The organism is Paenibacillus sp. FSL L8-0641, assembly GCF_038006265.1.
Taxonomy (GTDB): domain Bacteria; phylum Bacillota; class Bacilli; order Paenibacillales; family Paenibacillaceae; genus Paenibacillus; species Paenibacillus polymyxa_D.
In genome coordinates this window covers 1098411-1117557 of the sequence record NZ_JBBOUW010000001.1, presented here as the reverse complement: position 1 = coordinate 1117557, position 19147 = coordinate 1098411, and the positions used below count along the sequence as shown (strand labels likewise).

Annotated in this window: 13 protein-coding genes and 1 riboswitch; all 13 genes read right to left on the bottom strand. The window is 48.0% G+C overall.

Going from position 1 to position 19147, the window contains the following annotated elements:
* Nucleotides 1-94: 94 nt before the first annotated feature.
* Nucleotides 95-5062: a DUF4132 domain-containing protein gene (locus MKY16_RS04965; RefSeq protein ID WP_340954393.1), complete on the bottom strand. Its 4968-nt coding sequence runs from the start codon at nucleotides 5060-5062 to the stop codon at nucleotides 95-97.
* A gap of 15 nt (nucleotides 5063-5077) precedes the next feature.
* Nucleotides 5078-5497 (bottom strand): hypothetical protein, encoded by a 420-nt coding sequence (locus tag MKY16_RS04960; protein ID WP_165150009.1) that lies wholly within the window; start codon nucleotides 5495-5497, stop codon nucleotides 5078-5080.
* 345 nt (nucleotides 5498-5842) lie between these two features.
* Complete coding sequence (locus MKY16_RS04955; protein ID WP_029517585.1) at nucleotides 5843-6700, bottom strand: MetQ/NlpA family ABC transporter substrate-binding protein; 858 nt, start codon at nucleotides 6698-6700, stop codon at nucleotides 5843-5845.
* 202 nt (nucleotides 6701-6902) lie between these two features.
* On the bottom strand, nucleotides 6903-7574 hold the full coding sequence (locus MKY16_RS04950; RefSeq protein WP_039272472.1) for a methionine ABC transporter permease: 672 nt from the start codon (nucleotides 7572-7574) through the stop codon (nucleotides 6903-6905).
* On the bottom strand, nucleotides 7567-8292 hold the full coding sequence (locus MKY16_RS04945; protein ID WP_340954391.1) for a methionine ABC transporter ATP-binding protein: 726 nt from the start codon (nucleotides 8290-8292) through the stop codon (nucleotides 7567-7569). Before MKY16_RS04945 ends, MKY16_RS04950 begins: the two co-directional genes overlap by 8 nt.
* Nucleotides 8293-8431: 139 nt before the next feature.
* Nucleotides 8432-9223 (bottom strand): energy-coupling factor transporter transmembrane component T family protein, encoded by a 792-nt coding sequence (locus tag MKY16_RS04940; protein WP_340954389.1) that lies wholly within the window; start codon nucleotides 9221-9223, stop codon nucleotides 8432-8434.
* Nucleotides 9198-10649, bottom strand: a complete 1452-nt coding sequence (locus MKY16_RS04935; protein ID WP_029517588.1) for an ABC transporter ATP-binding protein — start codon at nucleotides 10647-10649, stop codon at nucleotides 9198-9200. Before MKY16_RS04935 ends, MKY16_RS04940 begins: the two co-directional genes overlap by 26 nt.
* Nucleotides 10649-11245 (bottom strand): ECF transporter S component, encoded by a 597-nt coding sequence (locus tag MKY16_RS04930; RefSeq protein ID WP_029517589.1) that lies wholly within the window; start codon nucleotides 11243-11245, stop codon nucleotides 10649-10651. Before MKY16_RS04930 ends, MKY16_RS04935 begins: the two co-directional genes overlap by 1 nt.
* 250 nt (nucleotides 11246-11495) lie before the next feature.
* Nucleotides 11496-11605, bottom strand: a riboswitch (TPP riboswitch).
* Between the two features lie 43 nt (nucleotides 11606-11648).
* Nucleotides 11649-12446, bottom strand: coding sequence for a TatD family hydrolase (locus MKY16_RS04925; RefSeq protein WP_029517590.1), 798 nt, complete (start codon nucleotides 12444-12446; stop codon nucleotides 11649-11651).
* Between the two features lie 20 nt (nucleotides 12447-12466).
* Nucleotides 12467-15076, bottom strand: coding sequence for a polynucleotide kinase-phosphatase (locus tag MKY16_RS04920; RefSeq protein ID WP_029517591.1), 2610 nt, complete (start codon nucleotides 15074-15076; stop codon nucleotides 12467-12469).
* Complete coding sequence (locus tag MKY16_RS04915) at nucleotides 15073-16524, bottom strand: 3' terminal RNA ribose 2'-O-methyltransferase Hen1 (protein WP_340954387.1); 1452 nt, start codon at nucleotides 16522-16524, stop codon at nucleotides 15073-15075. Before MKY16_RS04915 ends, MKY16_RS04920 begins: the two co-directional genes overlap by 4 nt.
* 21 nt (nucleotides 16525-16545) lie before the next feature.
* The gene (locus MKY16_RS04910) at nucleotides 16546-17364 is read right to left on the bottom strand and encodes a nucleotidyltransferase domain-containing protein (RefSeq protein ID WP_318628253.1); all 819 of its coding nucleotides are present in this window, start codon (nucleotides 17362-17364) and stop codon (nucleotides 16546-16548) included.
* A 19-nt stretch (nucleotides 17365-17383) separates the two neighbouring features.
* Nucleotides 17384-18952, bottom strand: coding sequence for a limonene hydroxylase (locus tag MKY16_RS04905; protein ID WP_318628252.1), 1569 nt, complete (start codon nucleotides 18950-18952; stop codon nucleotides 17384-17386).
* Nucleotides 18953-19147: the final 195 nt, after the last annotated feature.

Sequence of the window (19147 nt, the reverse complement as noted above, 5' to 3'; positions counted from 1 at the left end):
ACTAAGTTTCCACCTACACAGTCGAGGATTTGAAACCATTGTCTAGATGCGAACGTTGAGTTCATTATAAATCTATATACATCAGAATTCTATTCTACGCTTGAAGCTGTGTAAGAATTTGCGGGTCCTTGATCTTCTGATCCTCGGCCAACAACACTATTTTAGATAAAATCTCGGCTGTTCTTGGGTCTTCGTCCAGAAACGGCAGGAAGATGCGTCCACGATGCTGCGAATGCACCGGAATAATATGCAGCGCTCCCTTCGCTTGCTTATAGACACCCCCGCTTCCCAAATGCACAGCATATTCGCCAAGAGTCCCATCTACACGTGCATAATCCCCATCCACGCGTACATTGCTAATTTTCAGCAGGCGAAGTGATTCCTGCACAATGACCCTACGCATTTCAATCGTCGTCAGACTGGCCTCTGGATCAACGCCGCCTACATGGGCAACACTGACGACCAGATCCACGTCCCGCATAACTTCGGAGAACAGAACAGGAGGAACTTCGTCCAACGGTACGCTCTTATACGTTGTCCGATCAAAGAACTGCACGGTCTCCAGCGTAGGAGCCTCGGTATCTGCTGGTGAGAACCAGTCCGCCATGGCATACAGGTTGGCAATCAGATTCTCAGCATAGTACACCTTCTGGAGTCCATCCTCATAGCTGACCGTCCATTGGCGACCTTTCAATAGGGATACCGTCTTATTCGGCTGTACCTGGTGTCCCGCATATCGACGGGAAACGGTCGCGTTGGCACGTTCATCAGCATTCAGCAGGTACAGCTCACGGAACACCTGCTTAAATGGCTGGCGTATCTGACGGTCGAATAAGTCCTTCTGGAAGTCGCTCCAACGGCCACTTTCGAACAAGTGAAGGGGGTGAGCGATAATCAGCTTATCCTCTTCTCCTATAGAATGCTGTTCAGCAGAAGGATCAGTCAACACCAACGTATCCCCATTAAAATATCCGAGGTGCTCGCCAGCCTTGAAAACCAGTGTCCGCACCAACGGAGCAAGCACAGGATTACCCAGCAATCCTCTCAATTCCTTCACCATAAAGGTCGTGCCAGACTCCATAGAGCGCTCCAATTCCTTCCGAGCTCTGCGATACTGATCCACCAGATCTCCTTTAAGCTCCTTCAATGCCGTGATATACTCATCCTTCTTGAAACGAGCCGGAATGGATTTCAGCGTCTTGCCTTTGCTTACAATTTCAATATCTGCCGCTCCTTCATCATCAATGACGAGCTGCACCGTTGTAGCCTCGTCCAAAGCATGTGGCTCAAAATAAGACCGGAGATCATCCAGCTTGCGAGCCTCCATGTCCCAGACGAGACGGGTTACGTCATCATAACCTGCGTTACGCGCCAAATTCCCGAGCGCAATCCGCGAAACCAGTGCCTCACTGGCCTTACGCTGTGCCCCAAATTTTTTGCTTTGTTCCAGAAACCTTTGGATAAAATCATAACGTTCGCGTACATCTGGTTCAGGTGGCTGAGCAAGTGGAATCAAACTGTAGGTCAGCAAATGGTCTTTGTTTCGCTTGTCTTCCACTGATTTTTCCATTTCACTCCGTTTGAGCTTACCCAGCGTCGCATCCGCAAACAACTGGGATCGACGATGATTGGCTCCAGCCGAAATATACTTGGCACAATCGTACAGCAGATCAAAACGTTCCTCGCCCAACGTCTCATAAGCCTCATGAAACCAGTGAATATCGAAGGCACCATCATTAAAATCTTGCGGAGCAATCGGCGAGTAATGAGCTACAATCGTTTCCTTCTCGGCCGAAAAACCTTCATTGATATGCGCATGGAAATACCATGCCGCACTGCGAAGTCCTTCCCATCCGAGATAACCCGCTACAATCTCAATCCACTGCGGGGCATACATTGCCGCCTCCAGCAGACGTTTATCTGTAATTTTAGTGTCCTTTAACTTTTCCTTGAGCAACGTGGCATCCTCGCCATCATTCGGATAACATGCCTTGAGCAAGTGACTGAACGATTCCTTTTTGGTAATACGATCACCGTAACCGTACACATAACCACGCACGAATGTTTCCTTGTCGAGACCCTCCAGAATACGGATAAAATAATCCATGCCTTCAATCCGGTTCAAGCCCATAACCTTTGGCGTAGCCTCGGTAGGCAAATCGCCTCGAACCAATTCAACCTCTAACAGTCGATCAATAACCGTACGGCGTATCTCCAAAAATTCTGGGTTGCTAGAAATCCATGTATTGCGGACATTGGTTAAGGTACTCATATGTCTTCTGCTTTCACTACCGGCCAGCAGTTCCCGATATACTTCCCCTACACCGATCAACCCTTTTTCATAGGCTTTGAAATAATCCTCCAGATCCAGCGGAGAATAAAAACGATTTTCCGCTCCTGGCAGTTCTGCGTAGTTCACAAAAGTATGGAAAAAGCGCTTAAAGGACTCATCGTCATGGACCTGCCCCTTCTCCAGTGCCACCCACGGGCCGGACAAGAGATGAAACATTCCCATATCCTCTGCTGGTCTATCCTTAGGCATGCTTTGCATTAGTGAATTTAAAGCAAGGTCAATTACGTCAAATGTTTGCTCACCGGATGTGTCCATAAAATAAGCATTGATTAATGTGCTTACCTGATCGGAGTAGGTCAGCTCTGCCATCCATCTTTGAACCTCGTTAATCCGATCCACAGGATACATTTGCTCGGCGAAATCTTTACGCCATCCTTCCAGCAGCTTGTGCTTGCTTAGCTCTGAATAGTCCATTTTAAAAGAAAAGTATCGATAGTAGCGATCCAGCGTTCGGTCCATAGGCTCCAATCGGTCATAAAAAACAAGCTCCAGCAGTTCACGTGCTTCTATGCCGCTTTCCTGCAAATAACGGTCCCACTCCTCGTAAAGAGGATATAAAGACAGCCTGGAATCTACTTCTTCATCGACCTGAACCAGCCGTAGAGGACGAAGGTTCGTCCCAATAAGCAATGTATCTTTGTAGCCTGAATAATATTCCGCTGTATATTCCACATCACGATGATGATGAACAAGCTCATCCAGTCCAGTCAAAAACTGCTTGAGCTTCTCCAATGGACTAACAAAAACATCGGCCAATCTAAAATCACCCAGATCCACTTTCTCTTCCAACCAAGCTTCCTTGACATTCGGATCGTACAGGCCAAAACCGTTAGCCCCTGTATAAGCATCCTCCTGTCCCAGCTTGGACAACAGTTGCTCCTCTTTAGCGGTAGGTTGCTGAATGATATCCGCCAAAGCCCGCAGGCTTTCATACTGTTCGGCACGATCCGGGTCTGCATATATCTTCGTCAATACCTCAAGTCCACCCAATCGTTGCAGCTCCGCCTTAGCACGCAGCAAGCGTTCCAATGAGCCAGCGAGCGGCTCTTCCGATTGTGAGAGCAACACACCAATGACACTTTGTCGCAATGAGCCCGTCTTGAGCTTTAGTAAGGCTTCCATTTGTTGCATTTCTGGTTCCGACAGCGTCAGCTTACGCGCCTTGGCCACAGCGAACTCACGGATACTCATACTTTTGTCCGACAAACTGGAAAAAATAAAATCACGCTGTACCGTATCCTCAGGATTTTGCACAAAATGGTTCAACAGTTCGCCACGCAGATTAGGGCTAATCTGTTCCTTTAAGGCTATGATTTCCCCAATCCAAGAAGCGTCCATATCATAGCCAGCGAGATATAGCATTTTTTGAATAGGTGCATCTGAGCGGTGATACAGATTTACAAAATCTAGCACCTTGGAGGGCTCGGTGGACTCACCCTTTTTTATATGTACAAACAGGTTATGAAGTCGTTCAAAATCCTTACGCCGCTCCTCTTTGCTCTCCAGCAAAGGAGTGCGCACCACTTTAACGATCCGATCCGCGACGGTCCCGCCTTCTATCCATTCATAAAAATAATTGCTTGTATAGTTCGTCAGAATCCAATATTGAAGCTCCGGATCTGTTTCATCCAGATATTCTCTCGCAATTCCGAGGCGCACATCCTTGTTGTCACTGTTAGACAGTACATACAGTGCTACGATCTTCTGGTAAGTTGCTCCCTGCTCCATGAGTTTCCGAACCTGTCCATACAGATCACGTTCCTCATGTACTGCGGTAGCCCACAAACTCATATACACTTCATTAGCATTTGAGCTGGTCAGCCATTCCTGGCGCAGTTCACTACGAGTCAATGCTTCATATGCCTGCTCGATCAGTTGGCGAACGACCCGTTGATTGGCGGATTCCAAGCCCATTCCCGTCCATACTGCAAGCGCCCGCACTACCGAGCTGTAACGAATGAAGCTTTGGTCGATGATCAACTTTAACAGATATATTAGAGCCTCCGGGGTTCCTTCATCCATTTGTTCCACAATACTTTGGCGCAATCCCTCTTGGAGTTTGGCAGCTGCCAGGAGCTCTCCGATCATGCGATAATTCTCCTCCTGATGACTCAGGAGCATGCCTTTAATCATATTGCGTGTAAGTAACGCCGCCTGATTATCCCCATAAATAATAGCTTTTAGCGCCTCAAGCACCTGTGAATTGCCGTTGTCTAGCTCGTAAGCAATCCAATCACCAATCGTTTCCTGAATCCGGTAATCCCTACCTGATTCATAATCTTTTTTCGTTAAATAATCCATTATAGAGAATCCGATACAGTCCATTCGGATCAACTGCACCATTCTTTTATAAATCCGGGAAGTATGGGCCGTAATATCCGAAGTACGAAACGGCTTTCGCGCATACCCGGTGCTGTATGGATATTCAGTAACATGCTCTGTTAGATGTGTGAATACATCGCCCGCTGTTTGTCCAATTAGAGCACGCAATACCTCTGTCAGTGGCTTAAACAGCGGTTCTCCGCTTTCTGTCGCCCGTTCTTTTAATATTCGCTGACATTCGTTAAATGGCTCCTCGTTCTCCTGTATGTAATGAAGCTTACTCAGTTCCACAACATACTGAGCCAACTCCTGTTGTTGTCCCTCCAGTTGCGCCGCGCGCTCCTTCAGTGTGGTGAAATATTCTTGCTCATTGTTCTCTCGATGCATATTTCATTTCCCCCTCTACCATAGGCCTCCAGCCAGCATTGTGAAGCGTATAAATACAATTTCATTCCCATCCTTAAGTGCCAAAGGAGCATCCAGTTCAATAGTTTCCTCGTCACACACAAAAACTCTGTATAAACCATCTTCAAAAGCCTGCATCGCTGTGTTCACAGCATCCTTAATATCCGGGACACCATCATTATATACAGAACCGAATCCTACTTTGCCTATCTCGCCTTGTGCCTCAACTTCCTCTCCCGTGAGGAATGGAATCAGCGCGACACTCTCCTGCTTATCCCGCAGCTTTTGAACATTCAAAGCAACGGTTGCAGTAATCAAATCTCGCAATGTTTTTGGAGCAGGACTCAGTTCTATTTCCTGTCGTGCGAGTGCGGGCTTGCGTTTTCCCAGACTTTTTACAGTTACAAGCAGCTTCATGTCGTTCCCCTTCCTTTTTATTCACGCTTTTGACCCGTTGTCAGCTGAATTTTTTGACCCATTTAAAACACCGTTAACGAAATCGAAAACGAATGTTTGTTCGTATATTTATTTTAATAGGTTCCTTATCATTACTCCATCACCCTTTATGACCAAAATTCATAATGCTGTAATACACTAAAATCTTAAAAAATAAGACTTTGTACCCTGATTTCGATGAAATTTATCCATATTAAGGATGAAAAAGAAAAAAACCTGCACAAGGGAGACCATCTGCTCTTCACAGACTTCACTCCATTATACAGGTCAAATATCATCATAAATAATGTTTCAATACTTATTTAATTAAAATGCTGGAACAACGCTATCCTTGTAATTGTCCTCAAAAAATTTACGCACTTCCGGTCCGGTCATTCGCTTTGCCAGCTTTTGAATGGCATCGGAATCTGCATTATCCTTACGCGCTACCAGATTAATGGCAAAGTGCGTATCGTCTTTTTCGGTAATCAGCGCGTCCTTCTTCGGTGTCAGACCGAGCGGCTTGGCATATGCGGGATACATGGCAGCCATGTCCACATCATCCAGTGAGCGCGCCAGCATCAACAAATCCACTTCTTTAAACACAAACTTTTTCTTATTCTCAATAATATCAGCCTGTGTAGCATTATAGCCTACGCCTTCTTTAAGCTTGATCAAACCGTTTTGCTCCATCATTACCAAAGAACGTCCTGTATTGGCCGGGTCATTGGCAATGGCAATAGTCGCACCTTCGGGCAGGTCTTTAACGTTCTTGTATTTTTTGGAGTACGCACCATAAATGGCGTTGTAAATTGGTTTTATCGCTACCAAATCAGACTTGTTGCTTTCATTATATTGTTGCATAAAAGGAGCATGCTGAAAGAAGTTAGCATCCACTTCATGGCTTGCCAATGCGTTGTTCGGTTGGATATTGTCTGAAAGCACGACGATTTCCAGATTGACTCCGTCCTGTTTAAGCAGCGGCTTCACGATATCCAGCACATCTGTCATCGGTGGGATGAGCGTCGCTATTTTCAGGGTCACTTCTTTTTGGGAAGTCGCTTCTTTGGACTGTGTTTCTTGTGCAGCCTGCTTTTGACCACCGCATCCGGCAACCAGTAGCATAACGACAGCAAATAGTGTAAGTAATTTCAAGTTCGTTTTCATGTTGTTTTTCCGACTCATTCGATGTGGAACCTCCAAAATTAGTTGTGATCGGGAAGATAAAAATGAGTTACAGCATAGCCGCTTCGCGTGCAGATTGTTCTTCCGATCGCTGACGCTTCTCCAGAACAATTCTGCCCGCTCCGCTTTGGAGGCACTGTAAAGTCATTTTTATTTCCCATAGTGGGCGGTGCAAGTGTTAATGAAGAGATTCATAAACCATTTACCGCTTGTCGATCCGGCGGGATATGGTGCTTCCAGTGAACTGGATCGTTTGTACGAAAATAATCATGACGACGATGGTGAACGCCATCAAGCCTGTTTCAAAACGCTGGTAACCGTAGCGGATGGCAAAATCGCCTACCCCGCCACCGCCCACAATGCCCATCACCGTGGAGTAGGAGATGAAGCTAATGGTGGACGTGGTCAAACCCAGTACAAGCCCAGAACGAGCTTCCACGTACAGAAATTTGAAGATAAGCTGAAGAGTGGATGCCCCCATAGAAGTAGCGGCTTCAATTACACCCTTCGGCACCTCAAGCAATGATTGCTCCACCAGCCTCGAATAATAGGCGATGGCCACCACTGACAAGGGAACCGTAGCAGCCATCGTACCCAGCGCCGTCCCTACGACCAGACGTGTAAATGGAATCATAAACACGACGAGCAGCAAAAACGGGAACGAGCGAATGACATTGACCACACTGTTCAATAGGGTGAACAGCAGTCGATTTTCATATTTTTGCCCTTTGCCGCACAAATACAAAATCGTTCCTGCCGGAAGCCCTAACAGTACAGCTGCTGCGATAGAAATCCCCACCATAATAAACGTCTCTCCGATGGCTTTCCATATCTCAGACTGATATTGCGCAATGATGTTCAGCATTTCATTCATCAGCTTCACCTGCTTTCGCTGTTGAACCTACCGCAGCGTCAGCTACACGTTGCGTGGAAAGCAGCTGTCCATCCCGCATTTCTGATACATGGGTACAAATGTTGCGTACCACGTCCATATCGTGCGTTACAATTACAATGGTAACTCCCAGTTCACGGTTGATCTCCCGTAACACGCCCAGAATATCCGCGGTCGTCTGCGGATCAAGCGCCGAGGTCGGCTCATCACACAGCAGCACCGCAGGTCGATTCGCCAGCGCTCTGGCTATCGCTACACGTTGCTTTTGGCCTCCGCTCAATTGTGCCGGATACTGTTCTGCTTTATCAGCTAAACCGACGAATTGCAGGCATTCGCGCACACGTTCTGCTCTCTCTTTTTTCGCGACACCTGACAGCTCCAACGGCATTGCTACATTTCCACTGACCGTCCGATTGTGAACAAGATGATAATGCTGAAAAATCATCCCTATGGATCGCCGCGCTTCACGGAGACGTTTTTCCGGCATGCGAGTCAGATCTTCCCCGTTCACAACCACGTTTCCCTCATCCGGCCTTTCCAATACATTCATCAACCGGAGCAAGGTAGACTTACCGGCACCGCTGGCACCTATAATACCGTGGATTTCCCCCTCCTCCACTTGAAGGGACACGGATTGAACCGCATGAAATTGGCCGCTTGAGGTGGTATAATGCTTGCTTACCTGATGCAGCGTAATCATGAAACCTGGCCTCCTGATGATCCATTTCTCAGGGAAAATGTAATAAGCCCGCCAGCCCAGGCGGGTCTGTACGAGCCGTCAATTCCCATTGCATTAATATACCACAGAGCAGAAAACGGGCAAAGCCTTTTGACAACAATTAACGTACATCCCACACCCCTACATAAGGAAAGCAAATCCCAAGTCCCCAAGCCAGCGTAAGCATGACGACAAAATAGAATATGAATACAATATCTATAGCCGAATAGCCGATCGTATAATAATACGTTCGCTTGGTTTCATTGGTAAAACCCTTGGCTTCCATAGCAATAGCAATGCGCTGGGCACGCCGAATACTTTGAGCGAGTAGCGGAATCGCATACCTGCGAAGCGTGGCATACATATTCCATTTGGACACATGCTGATGTAAACCTCGAATACGGTGGGCTTGTCTCAATGCCTGGAATTCCTCCACCATCATAGGCATCAACCGCATGGCTGCCAAAAAGCTGTATGCATACTTCGGAGGGAGCTTCCATTGCTGCATCAGTGAATAAAAAAGGTCCACTGGACGAGTCGTTAAACCAAACAACAAACCTACCGCAGCCATACTCAGCGCACGAAAGCCCAGATGCATGCCTCGGTAAAAGCTTTCCTGCGTCACATGGATCAAGCCCCATGTCCACCAGGTCGTCACCCCTTTGCCGAACATCATCATGCCCGTTGAAGTTGAAATAAACACCAATATAAAGGGAGACCCGTATAGCAGCAGCCTCTTCCATGGATGGCCTGACCAGACAAGCAGCAACAGCATAGCACACGCAACATTAAACATGACATTCGGATCATGAATGACTATAACGACCACAAACAGGATGGAAAACATCACGAGCTTTAGGCCCGGATTCACGCGATGCAGCCATGTTTTATGATGGGGAAAGGACAGGTTCATACTGTAGTTCCCCTTTCTGAATCCGCCATGTATCGGTACAATATCGACGGACAATTTCCGGGTCATGGGTGACCATCACAATGGCCGTGCCCGCCGCTCTCAGCTGCTCCAACATATCCAGCATGACAAAGGTATTACGCGCATCCTGCCCAAAGGTCGGTTCATCGAGCAGCAGCACTTCCGGCTCACGAATCATAGCCGTAGCAATACTCAACCGCCTTTTTTGGCCTAACGAAAGCTGATACGGATGCCGCTCGTCCAACCGCTCCAGTCCGAACTGTACGAGCATCCGATCGACCCGTTCCCGGCACTGTTCAACGGTATACAAGCTCTTGGGTAACGAATACTCTAGTTCCTTTCGTACGGTATGCGCTACAAATTGCAGCTCGGGATTTTGAAACGCGAACCCGATACGCTCTGCCAGTTGTTCTGTACTGCCTGCCTCAATTCCGCGCACGCTATAACGTCCCTGTGTGCGAAGTAAGCGCATCATGGAGAGCAGTAGCGAGCTTTTGCCAGCCCCGTTTTCACCAACCACGCCAATCCAGTCGCCAGGCTTCACCTGCGCATGCTCCACATAAATCACTGAACTTAAACCGCGGAGGCCGCTAAAATGTTCCAGCTCCAGCACATCAGTCCCCGCACCATTCTGTTGCGTCACTGCTTCACTCCAACGTGGCGAAGACGCTTCATTCCATACTCCCGGATACCACACGCCGTACTCGGACAATGCCTGCCGGTGCACATGAAATACTTCTTGGGCCCTTCCATCTGCAATGATCTCCCCTTGAGCAGAAAGCACCACAATCCGATCCACATCATGGACAATTTCATTAATTTTATGCTCCACAATCACCAGTGTCTGGTCTACCGAAATGTTGCGAATGGTATCCCACACCTGTGTAGTGCCTTCCTCGTCCAACAAAGCCGTGGGCTCATCCAGAAAAAGCACTTCTGGCTCCATAGCCAGCACAGACGCAATCGCCAGCCGCTGCTTCATTCCCTGTGACATGCTGCCAATGGGTATATGTATATCATCCGTCGATAGACCCACCTGTATCAGCAGCTCGCGAATACGGGATCGCATCTGCTCCCGGGGAACCTGATTATTTTCCAACACAAAAGCCAGTTCCTCATCTGCATATGACATACAGAACTGCGTATCAGGATCTTGAAATACAATACCTGAGACACTTGGGATTACAGCAGCATCGCATTTCATAGGCACTTCTATCGTGCGTGGAATCAGACCGCTTAACACTTGGAGCAGTGTTGATTTACCGCATCCACTCGGTCCCAGTAGCAGCAGCTTTTCCCCCTTGCGGACAGACAAAGACATATTGTGAAAAAGCAGCTCTTGCTCACCGGGGAATTTCAACCGTAGCCGGGTGATCGAAGCCACCACATCTTCGGTTGCCCGGCTCATCAATCCAGCCCCTTATAATCTTGTTCCGTTGCAGGCCTCAAACTTCGCGTGACTCCGGTTACCTCCAATGCCTTAGCCAGATAGAACGCGAATACCCCGGCAATCACAATACTGCCAATCATCCGAAATCCAATATACAAAACATAGTTCCAAGTCGATAGCTGATCAATATACCCGTAGCTGAAGTCTAAAATCAGAGAAGTGACAGCCGCCCCAGCCGCAGCTAGCGAAGCAACCCACAGGTTTGCGTTCCGATACAGAAAAGCCGCAAAAAACAGCTCCGCTCCCAAGCCTTGCAGCAGGCCATAGTACAAGGTGGACATACCCCATTCGCTTCCCAAAAAAGCACTGACCGTTGCCGCTGCCACCTCTGCCAAAATCGCAACACCCGGCTTGCGAATGATGAGATAAGCAAACGTACCTGCCATAAACCACATGCCATACATCAGTTGCTCGGCGTGTAGACCCAATGGTTTCATCAAATCATAGGCAGGTCCCCATATTTTGTAGATCAACCCGAACACAACAGCGATCACAATCGTGACCAAAATATCCGTCAGTTTCAACCCTTTGGACGCTCTTACAGCAGTATTCATTATTGCGTGCTCCCCTTTTTCCTTATAGTTGGCCTCTTGGCCATGAAAAAAAGCTTGTCTGGAGCTGAATCTCCAGGCAAGCTTTATGCGCAGTAAAAGGTGAAGCACCATACAAAACATCATTCGTCGATATGCCTTATATAACCAGTAGTCTAAACTACTACACTGATACCCAGCCAAGTCAGGATCAAGGTAAAATGCTAGGACATACATTGAATCTATCGACAACCGCAAAAAAAAGCGGCATTCCTGTATAGTGTTCTTGGTTTCTCTACGCTGGCATTACCCAGATCAGATTTCACGGTCAGTGGCAAGGGCCACCCTCTCAGCCTGACTTTCTCAAGCTCCCGACAATGCTTTTTAATTCACTATAATATATACCACATCTATGGCTTTGACAATCCTATAATCCGAAGAAACGTTTAGCCGTTTCCGTCGTCGCGATTTCGATCTCCATCATGCTTCGACCTGTACATTCGGCTATCGTAGCAGCAATGTGAGCGAGATACATGGGCTCATTACGCCCTTCTTTAGGCTTCACAGGCAAATTACGCGGGGTCAAAAATGGAGCATCCGTTTCAATCATCAGACGGTCCAAGGGAATATCTCTGACCAGTTCACGCAGATGCTTCCCCCGCCGTTCGTCGCAAATCCAGCCGGTGATTCCGATATACAGTCCCATTTCTACATACGTACGCAATTCCTGTTCCGTGCCGGTAAAACAATGCACTACCGCTTTATCGACAAGCCCTTGATACTCCCGAAGCATAGCGACAAAGTCCTCATGTGCATCTCGTTCATGCAGAAATAACGGCATTTTCAGCTCACCCGCCAGTTGGATTTGCTCGCCAAACCATCGGCGCTGCACATCACGTGGCGAAAAATCACGGTTATAGTCCAATCCGCATTCCCCTATGGATACGACCTGCGGCTGACCCGCCAACTGGCGGAGCTGCTGAATCGTGTCTGCACTGCAGTCTTTGGCATCATGGGGATGCACGCCAGCTGTCGCATACAGCTTGCCCGGATAACGCGCTGCATACTGAGAAGCTTCCCGACTGCTGCGGACACTGGTCCCGGTAATAATCAGCGGTGAAATCCCTACAGCCGCGGCTCTCTCTACCACCTGTTCCCGATCTGCATGAAACGAACGATGCATCAAGTTCACACCAATATCAATTAACGGTGTACCCCTTTCCATCTCAATCCCTCCCTCGCAAACTACAATCTTGGATCAATCGGCTCTGATTCCAGAGATAGTGCGGCAAGGACGCATTCATGAATACGATCTACCGTATCCTTGCGGACAAAACGTTCCACGCCTTCCATACCAAGCGCTCCTTCCATCAGGGCATGACGCTCCTTTTTGTTCGTTCGACGCTGCTTCAGACGCTTTAAATTCTCAGGGGCAAGATAATCCATACCGTAAATGATGTGCAAATACTTCCGGCCTCTCACCTTGATTGCAGGCTGAATCATCTTGTCCCGATTTTTCATCAAAAAGCGTTCCGGCTTGATCACAATCCCCTCATGACCATCCTCTGTCATCTCGTTCCACCAACGAATGACCTCTTCCTCGCTTGCTTCGTCCGTGATCACGCGATACTCTGTCTCCATAAACAGGGAAGACAGCCCAGCCAGCTCCCGGTTTTGCTCCATATGCCAAATATGAGAATGGTCGAAAAAAGTCTTTCCGCTGTGTGCCAGCGTATGAAACGGTGCGATACGAATCTCATCCAGACCGTCCACATCCCAGCAATATTTTTGAAAAGCCTCTTGAAACGTCACGGCATTCGCGTACTTCTGTTCCATTTCCTCCAACCAGTCTCCAACCTCTCGGCCCGCAACCTTCGCCTGCTTCAGCTTGTCTACCAGCTTACTGCGATCCAGCAGAGCTGCTTCACCCACATGCGCATACTGTGCAGCAATCAATTCCCGAGCCTTGAGATTCCACGGTACAATTTCCGCATCCAGCAACACAAAATCCGTCTGGTTCCGTTCAAAATATCCGGCAGTCCGTAGATCCACATTCAGCTTTTCCAGCACTTGCTTCCCAAGGCTTTGTTCAAAGAAAGCTCTCCCGCTCCGACTGTAGATCGTGCCCAATGTCGGGTAGCCTACATACTCGACAGCGGCCTGTTCGTTTTTGAATAATAGCAAAATAGCCCGGCTACCCATATGTTTTTTCTCGGCCACCATCGTTTGTACCCCTTGCCCGCGATAATAAGCCAGCGCTTCACGCGGATGCTCCAGATAACCTTCCTCTGCAGACACCGCTGGAGCAGGACTCATGGTCGGTGGAATATACACCAGTTCCTCTATCGGTACTGTCACATGTGACACGGCATCTATAGCGGTTTTGACCGATTCTCCTTGAACGCGCACTTCGCCATACGATTCCGTCAGTACACTGTAACCAGCGATGAGCTTGCGTAAATTCGGCGGGGAAAACCGTTTTCTCTGCCACCGGACAAGTGGGCTATCGGGATCATTCGCATAATTCTCATGTGCCGGAACGCTGACAAATTCCTTTTCCGGAAAACGATAAGCGGTCAGCATACCGCCAAATACCACACCCTGATCAATATTCACCGTCTGATTCACAAGGGTAGGCTGCGGTCTAGGATCATGTCCCCATACTACTATTTCTCCCGATTCATGGTCTACGAACCAATCTTTGCGGATTGGTTTTCCGTCTGCATCCTGTCCTTCCGTATCTCCATAACGGCAATAATCAGAAATACGTGCCGACTGTTTGCCGATAAAATGATCCTTAATCCCCGCATGAGCCACGACCACGTGTCGCAATCCATTCCTGCCAAAAATAAGATGTGAGGGTGCATGTAGCAGAAAATCCCTTAACTCGCTTCTAAGCTGTTCCGCCGCTGCCTTGCCCGCTTTTTGTTCATACTGGGCCAGTTCCTCTGCAAATCGTTCATCCCCATGACTGAGAGTCACCTTTCTTCCATCAAGGTAACGGCCGATTTTCCAGCCATGATTGCTGTCAATCATATACGCTAGTCCAGCATCCACGTGCTTTTTCCAGAACTGCACCGCTTGTAACGATTTGGGGCCACGGCTCATCACATCCCCGACAGATACCAGTCTTCTGCCATCTGGATGATGGTATAGTCCTTCCGTATCTTCCGTATATCCTAGCCGCTCTATCACTTCCAGCATCTCACGGTAGCACCCATGGATATCACCAATGATGTCAATACCTGAGCCAATCTCATGAAACAGTGGCTGCGCACGGCGAACAAAATTCATTTCTTCTATATCCTTAAGGATATAGCAAGCGTTAAAGCCTTCCTCACGGATCCCACGCAGGTTCCGCTTTAACAGCTGTGCCTGCTGCTTGACCCGTTGGCGGCCACGCGGATGCTCCCTGCCTAAATCACGTTCCAGCAGCACAGCTTCGGATACATCCAGTACCAAAGCCATTACAGGAACATGCGCCTTGGCTGCCAACTGTACATATTTTTGACGGTCCTCAGCATACAAATGGGTGGCATCCACAACCGTCAGCTTATTCAAGCGACAGCGCATAGCCAGAATCGTATCCATCGCCTCAAACGCCTTGGCTGACATTTGCTGATACTCATAGAACAGTACGTCCGATTCCAGTCTTGGAAGTCCACTCCAGTCTATAAATTCCGTATCTCCGACCAGCTTGCGAAAATGATCCGAGGATACCACTTCTGTCTCCAGCAGAATCCCTTCGCTCACCAGCTTGTCTAATAATGTGGTTTTCCCACTGTTGGAGGCCCCCACCAACACAACCAGTCCAGCATGCGGTAAATGAATCGTACGTTTGGATGAATTGCTCATGCTTCCTTCTGCTCCTTTCTGTGCGTAAATATAGCCATTTGGGTCGGTTGTCCAAAGCCTTCGACCTCTTCTCCGATCCCCTTCAGCGCTACCGAATAAGGAGCTTCCACAATCCACTGCTCACATCGTTCCTGAAACTCGCTTCTACTCCATTCAAAACGGTGATCGCCATGCCGCATCTCTTGCTGATTCATACGATACACTTCATTATATTCACGATTGGGAGTCGTCACGATCAGCACGCCCGGCTGATACTCCGTTACAATCGTCTTCATCACCCGGTTCAGACGATGCTCATCCACATGCTCAATGACCTCACATAGGATCATCACATCTTTTCCCCGCAATTGTTCATCATAATAAAAGAGAGAGCCCATCATGGGTGTAGGACTGATCGCATCGGCATGCCTTTCCAGCTTGTTAAAACGCTCCACGGCTCTCAACTGTGCATACGCAGACGGCTCCACCGCCCAAATCTCTTCAACGCCCGTCATTCGGGCCATCCGAGCCGATAGCTTCCCTTCCCCTGAACCCAAATCTACGATTTTCTGTCTGCGAGGCAGCTTGCGAATTACGTCCATAATAGCTTGATACCGCAGCTCATTTAGCCGTACTGTAGGCTGTTGCTTCCCTTCCTCATGTGGCTGTTCTGGCTGTTGAATCTGTTCGTGCTTATCCTTTTGAGCTTGGACAGTATCCTTTTCAATATGTTTTTTAATACCTATTTCATCACAATCAGATTGCTCAAATTGCTCAATCAGATTGGTAAAACGAAGCGTGCGTCGAATGATAAGCTCGCGTAGCGGATGCGCTGACAGCCAGCCTTCACCGTAACGTCTCAGCTTGTCAAACTCTTCTTCACTGATATAGTAGTGCTTATAGTTATCCAACACCGGAATCAACAGCAATAACTGACGTAGCGCATACTGCATCGTCTGATGGCCACTTAACGTGACATATCTGACAGTGCTTCGATTTTTCAGCTGAAAAGAATAGTCTGCTTCCCCTCGTTCTATGTCCACTTGATAGCCCAGCGGAGCAAATAGTCCCTCCACCACAGAATCCGGTAAATCCGAAGCAACAGGCCCAAACGATAACTCCAGCGCGAAAGGATGCGTCACCCATTCTGCATACTCTTCTTTGGGTTTGCCGTTCAGTGCCGTACCAAGCGAGCCACGAATATAGGTGCAAAATAAGCTGCTGGTTACAAACTCCCGGTCATTAATATATTGTGTAATATCATAGCTATCTGGACTGTTTTTGACCAAATCTATCGAATCTGGCGAAGCCTGAATGATGATTTCTGCCTCTTCCTCGGTAAACACGGTGTACACCATGCGTACACGCGCACCCTTTTCCGTGCGATCATACGTATTGTAGGGATTTTTGGCAAGCAAGTGCGAAATCATCCCAGCATTGTTTCCGGTTGCTTTTAGCGTGATGTGCATACTCTACTTCTCCTTCCCAGCTTATACTTTCCATACTTCATTCACCGCAGCGCGGAACATATCATCCAACTGCTGATCACGTCCACTCTCCATATGCTGAAGCAAGGGCGCCTTTTGTTCAAAATAAGCAATTTGCTGCTGGATAAAATCATTCACCACCGAAAGCTGTGGCTCCACATCCAGCTCCTCGCCCGCTTTTTTACGATCAAGCAAATGTTCGATCACCTGATAAAGTTCGGTATGTGCCGGAATGAGTTCCTCTAGCAATTCTACGAATTCCATTGGAGGCATGCTGTTGTGACGTTCAATCCAGCTACAGGCCAGCAACGGGCGCAGCACGTAAAAATACTTTTTAATCTTCACCTGTTCTCCCTGCAAATAATCCCGATAATTTCCCCGCGCCATATTCAGATAATGGTACATGCAGGACTTCGGAGAGAAGGTTAACGGCGAGATCGCACGAATCTGATCAGCCACTGCATATTGCTCCAGATAGGAAATCGGAGATTGCAGCCATTCCAGCAAAGGCGGATTGGATTTGCGAAACAATTGGAGCGCCTTTTTTAAATCCCAGCCGTTTATATCCAGCAAATCGCTGATTGGCCGTTCAATCACATCCCGCTTATCAAAAATAGATAAATACCATTCTATGGGTCTTACATAGATAAATCGTACATCATAGTCACTGTCCTGTGAAGGAAACCCCCACGCCCGACTACCTGATTCACAGGCGTATACAATGCGCACCTGCTCCGCTTGCTCCAACGCGCGCAGCTCACGCAAAATCGTCTCACGCATTTCCGGTTGAATGAAACCCTGCCCATGCTTCACATCCGTCATGTTGTTCCCTCCCTTATCATTAAAGTATTTCCCGAATCTGTTCTCTAATCGACTCCTCCGTTTCATCTATCGATAAGCGGCGAAGACGCTCTGTCGTTTCCTCTCCCCACATCTCAGAAGGCCATTCCTTGAGTACATGAAGCGCTGCATGACGATTGGAGGTCACCGGACTCCAAAGTCCGGCAGCAACTAGCTCTTGTCCCATTCCTTCGTAAGAAGACAATAGCTGAAGCAAAATACCCAGACATTGATGCGCTTCATACTCCGGTCCAAAGCCCGGCACATCAGCAGGACCAGAAGAAATTTCTTCCAGAGGCAAGTGCTTTTCTGCAAAAGCCACCAGCTTACGAGCCCGCTGTTCATCCTCTGTCTTGATGAGTTCAAAGTATAGATTAGGCTTGACTGGATATTTACTTAATTGTTCAAATAGCACGGGCCATACATCTAGTGCTAGCATTCGAGCTACGCGAATGGCGCAGTGGAGATGCGGTGAATCTGCATACTGCAGTTCCTGCTCTACTGGCTTCACCCACTGCGGATCGTCCATCATCTGCTGGCATATTGACGCGTAACGTTTACGTAATTCCGGCGTCCATTCATGCTCATAACGTGCCTCCCATGAATCGTCTTCTTCATCGAGAAAATCCGCAGTATCCATGATGATCGTAAAATGCTTCACAGTCGTACACATGGTCTTAGCATGGCGAAGGTAGTTGCCTATGACCATAGTGGCATGCTCATAATCGTCTATACTTTCCGCAGGTCCGCCTGCTGCCAGCAAAGCCGATAGAATATCACCCGCCCCGTCAAACAACTCCTGATCAATGTGCGGTACAGCGATGGCTGTATGCAGTTCGCCTTTATGAGCACACTCATAAGCAAGATACTCATACATGACATTGTTGCGGAATCCTTCCCTTAATAACCAGTCACGTATTTCCTGCCGCGCAGGCTCCAGCCGTTCTACTACGTGAATACGTCCCCAGCCATGTACCTGTGAGGCTAAATTATACAATTGTTCGTTGGCCTGCTCCGAAATATTACGGATAGCTACAGCTGCATATAGCGTGAATTCATCATGCTTGGCTAGTGTTAAAATAAGTTCGTGGTGCTGATCCGTCTCCAGTAATCCAAGCAGCGCAATACCGACCTTCACCACATTGCGATGTGCTCCGTGTTCAGCCAGCCAACGTGCTTCCTCATACAATCGATCCGGCTGAATTGCTGGATGCTCGCGCACCGCATCTAGCAGCGGATCAATCAGGCTGAGCGCATTTTCCTCCATCAAGCGTACATACGTCTCACGTCTCGTCTTCATCCCTGGCTTGCGGCATTGTCTGGACAACAACTGCGCCAGATCCTTAATTTTGTCAGTCTCTCCATCTCCGCCAGCGCCATGATGCCCAAATGCTCCATCCAATCCTCCTGCCACCCAACGCATCGTGTGACCTGCCCAGTATTCTTCATCATCTGGCAAATGATCATCCGTAAGCCTGCCCTGAGGGTCCAGTCCCTGCTTAATCGTTTCATAAATCGAAAGCTTACCTACCCATGGATATAACACTTCATTTTTGAATCGTCCAAACATGTTGTATCACCCTTCTGTTATGTATTGCTTCTTACTTATCGTGCTACCTTATATCCCTATAATCCTTTATTTTGGAAGTCATGAACATGGTGAAAGTATTACAAGGATGAATAATTTCCCTTTTTCCTACATCCCTTCCCTGTTAGAATAAAGGGATACTTACTTTCGGAGAACGGCAACAGAAACGGGGAATGC

Coding starts and splice junctions, on each gene's coding strand:
- MKY16_RS04955 (WP_029517585.1), bottom strand. CDS start 6,700: ATGAGTCGGAAAAACAACATGAAAACGAACTTGAAATTACTTACACTA.
- MKY16_RS04960 (WP_165150009.1), bottom strand. CDS start 5,497: ATGAAGCTGCTTGTAACTGTAAAAAGTCTGGGAAAACGCAAGCCCGCA.
- MKY16_RS04925 (WP_029517590.1), bottom strand. CDS start 12,446: ATGGAAAGGGGTACACCGTTAATTGATATTGGTGTGAACTTGATGCAT.
- MKY16_RS04905 (WP_318628252.1), bottom strand. CDS start 18,952: ATGTTTGGACGATTCAAAAATGAAGTGTTATATCCATGGGTAGGTAAG.
- MKY16_RS04940 (WP_340954389.1), bottom strand. CDS start 9,223: ATGAACCTGTCCTTTCCCCATCATAAAACATGGCTGCATCGCGTGAAT.
- MKY16_RS04950 (WP_039272472.1), bottom strand. CDS start 7,574: ATGAATGAAATGCTGAACATCATTGCGCAATATCAGTCTGAGATATGG.
- MKY16_RS04930 (WP_029517589.1), bottom strand. CDS start 11,245: ATGAATACTGCTGTAAGAGCGTCCAAAGGGTTGAAACTGACGGATATT.
- MKY16_RS04915 (WP_340954387.1), bottom strand. CDS start 16,524: ATGCACATCACGCTAAAAGCAACCGGAAACAATGCTGGGATGATTTCG.
- MKY16_RS04945 (WP_340954391.1), bottom strand. CDS start 8,292: ATGATTACGCTGCATCAGGTAAGCAAGCATTATACCACCTCAAGCGGC.
- MKY16_RS04920 (WP_029517591.1), bottom strand. CDS start 15,076: ATGAGCAATTCATCCAAACGTACGATTCATTTACCGCATGCTGGACTG.
- MKY16_RS04965 (WP_340954393.1), bottom strand. CDS start 5,062: ATGCATCGAGAGAACAATGAGCAAGAATATTTCACCACACTGAAGGAG.
- MKY16_RS04935 (WP_029517588.1), bottom strand. CDS start 10,649: ATGAGCCGGGCAACCGAAGATGTGGTGGCTTCGATCACCCGGCTACGG.
- MKY16_RS04910 (WP_318628253.1), bottom strand. CDS start 17,364: ATGACGGATGTGAAGCATGGGCAGGGTTTCATTCAACCGGAAATGCGT.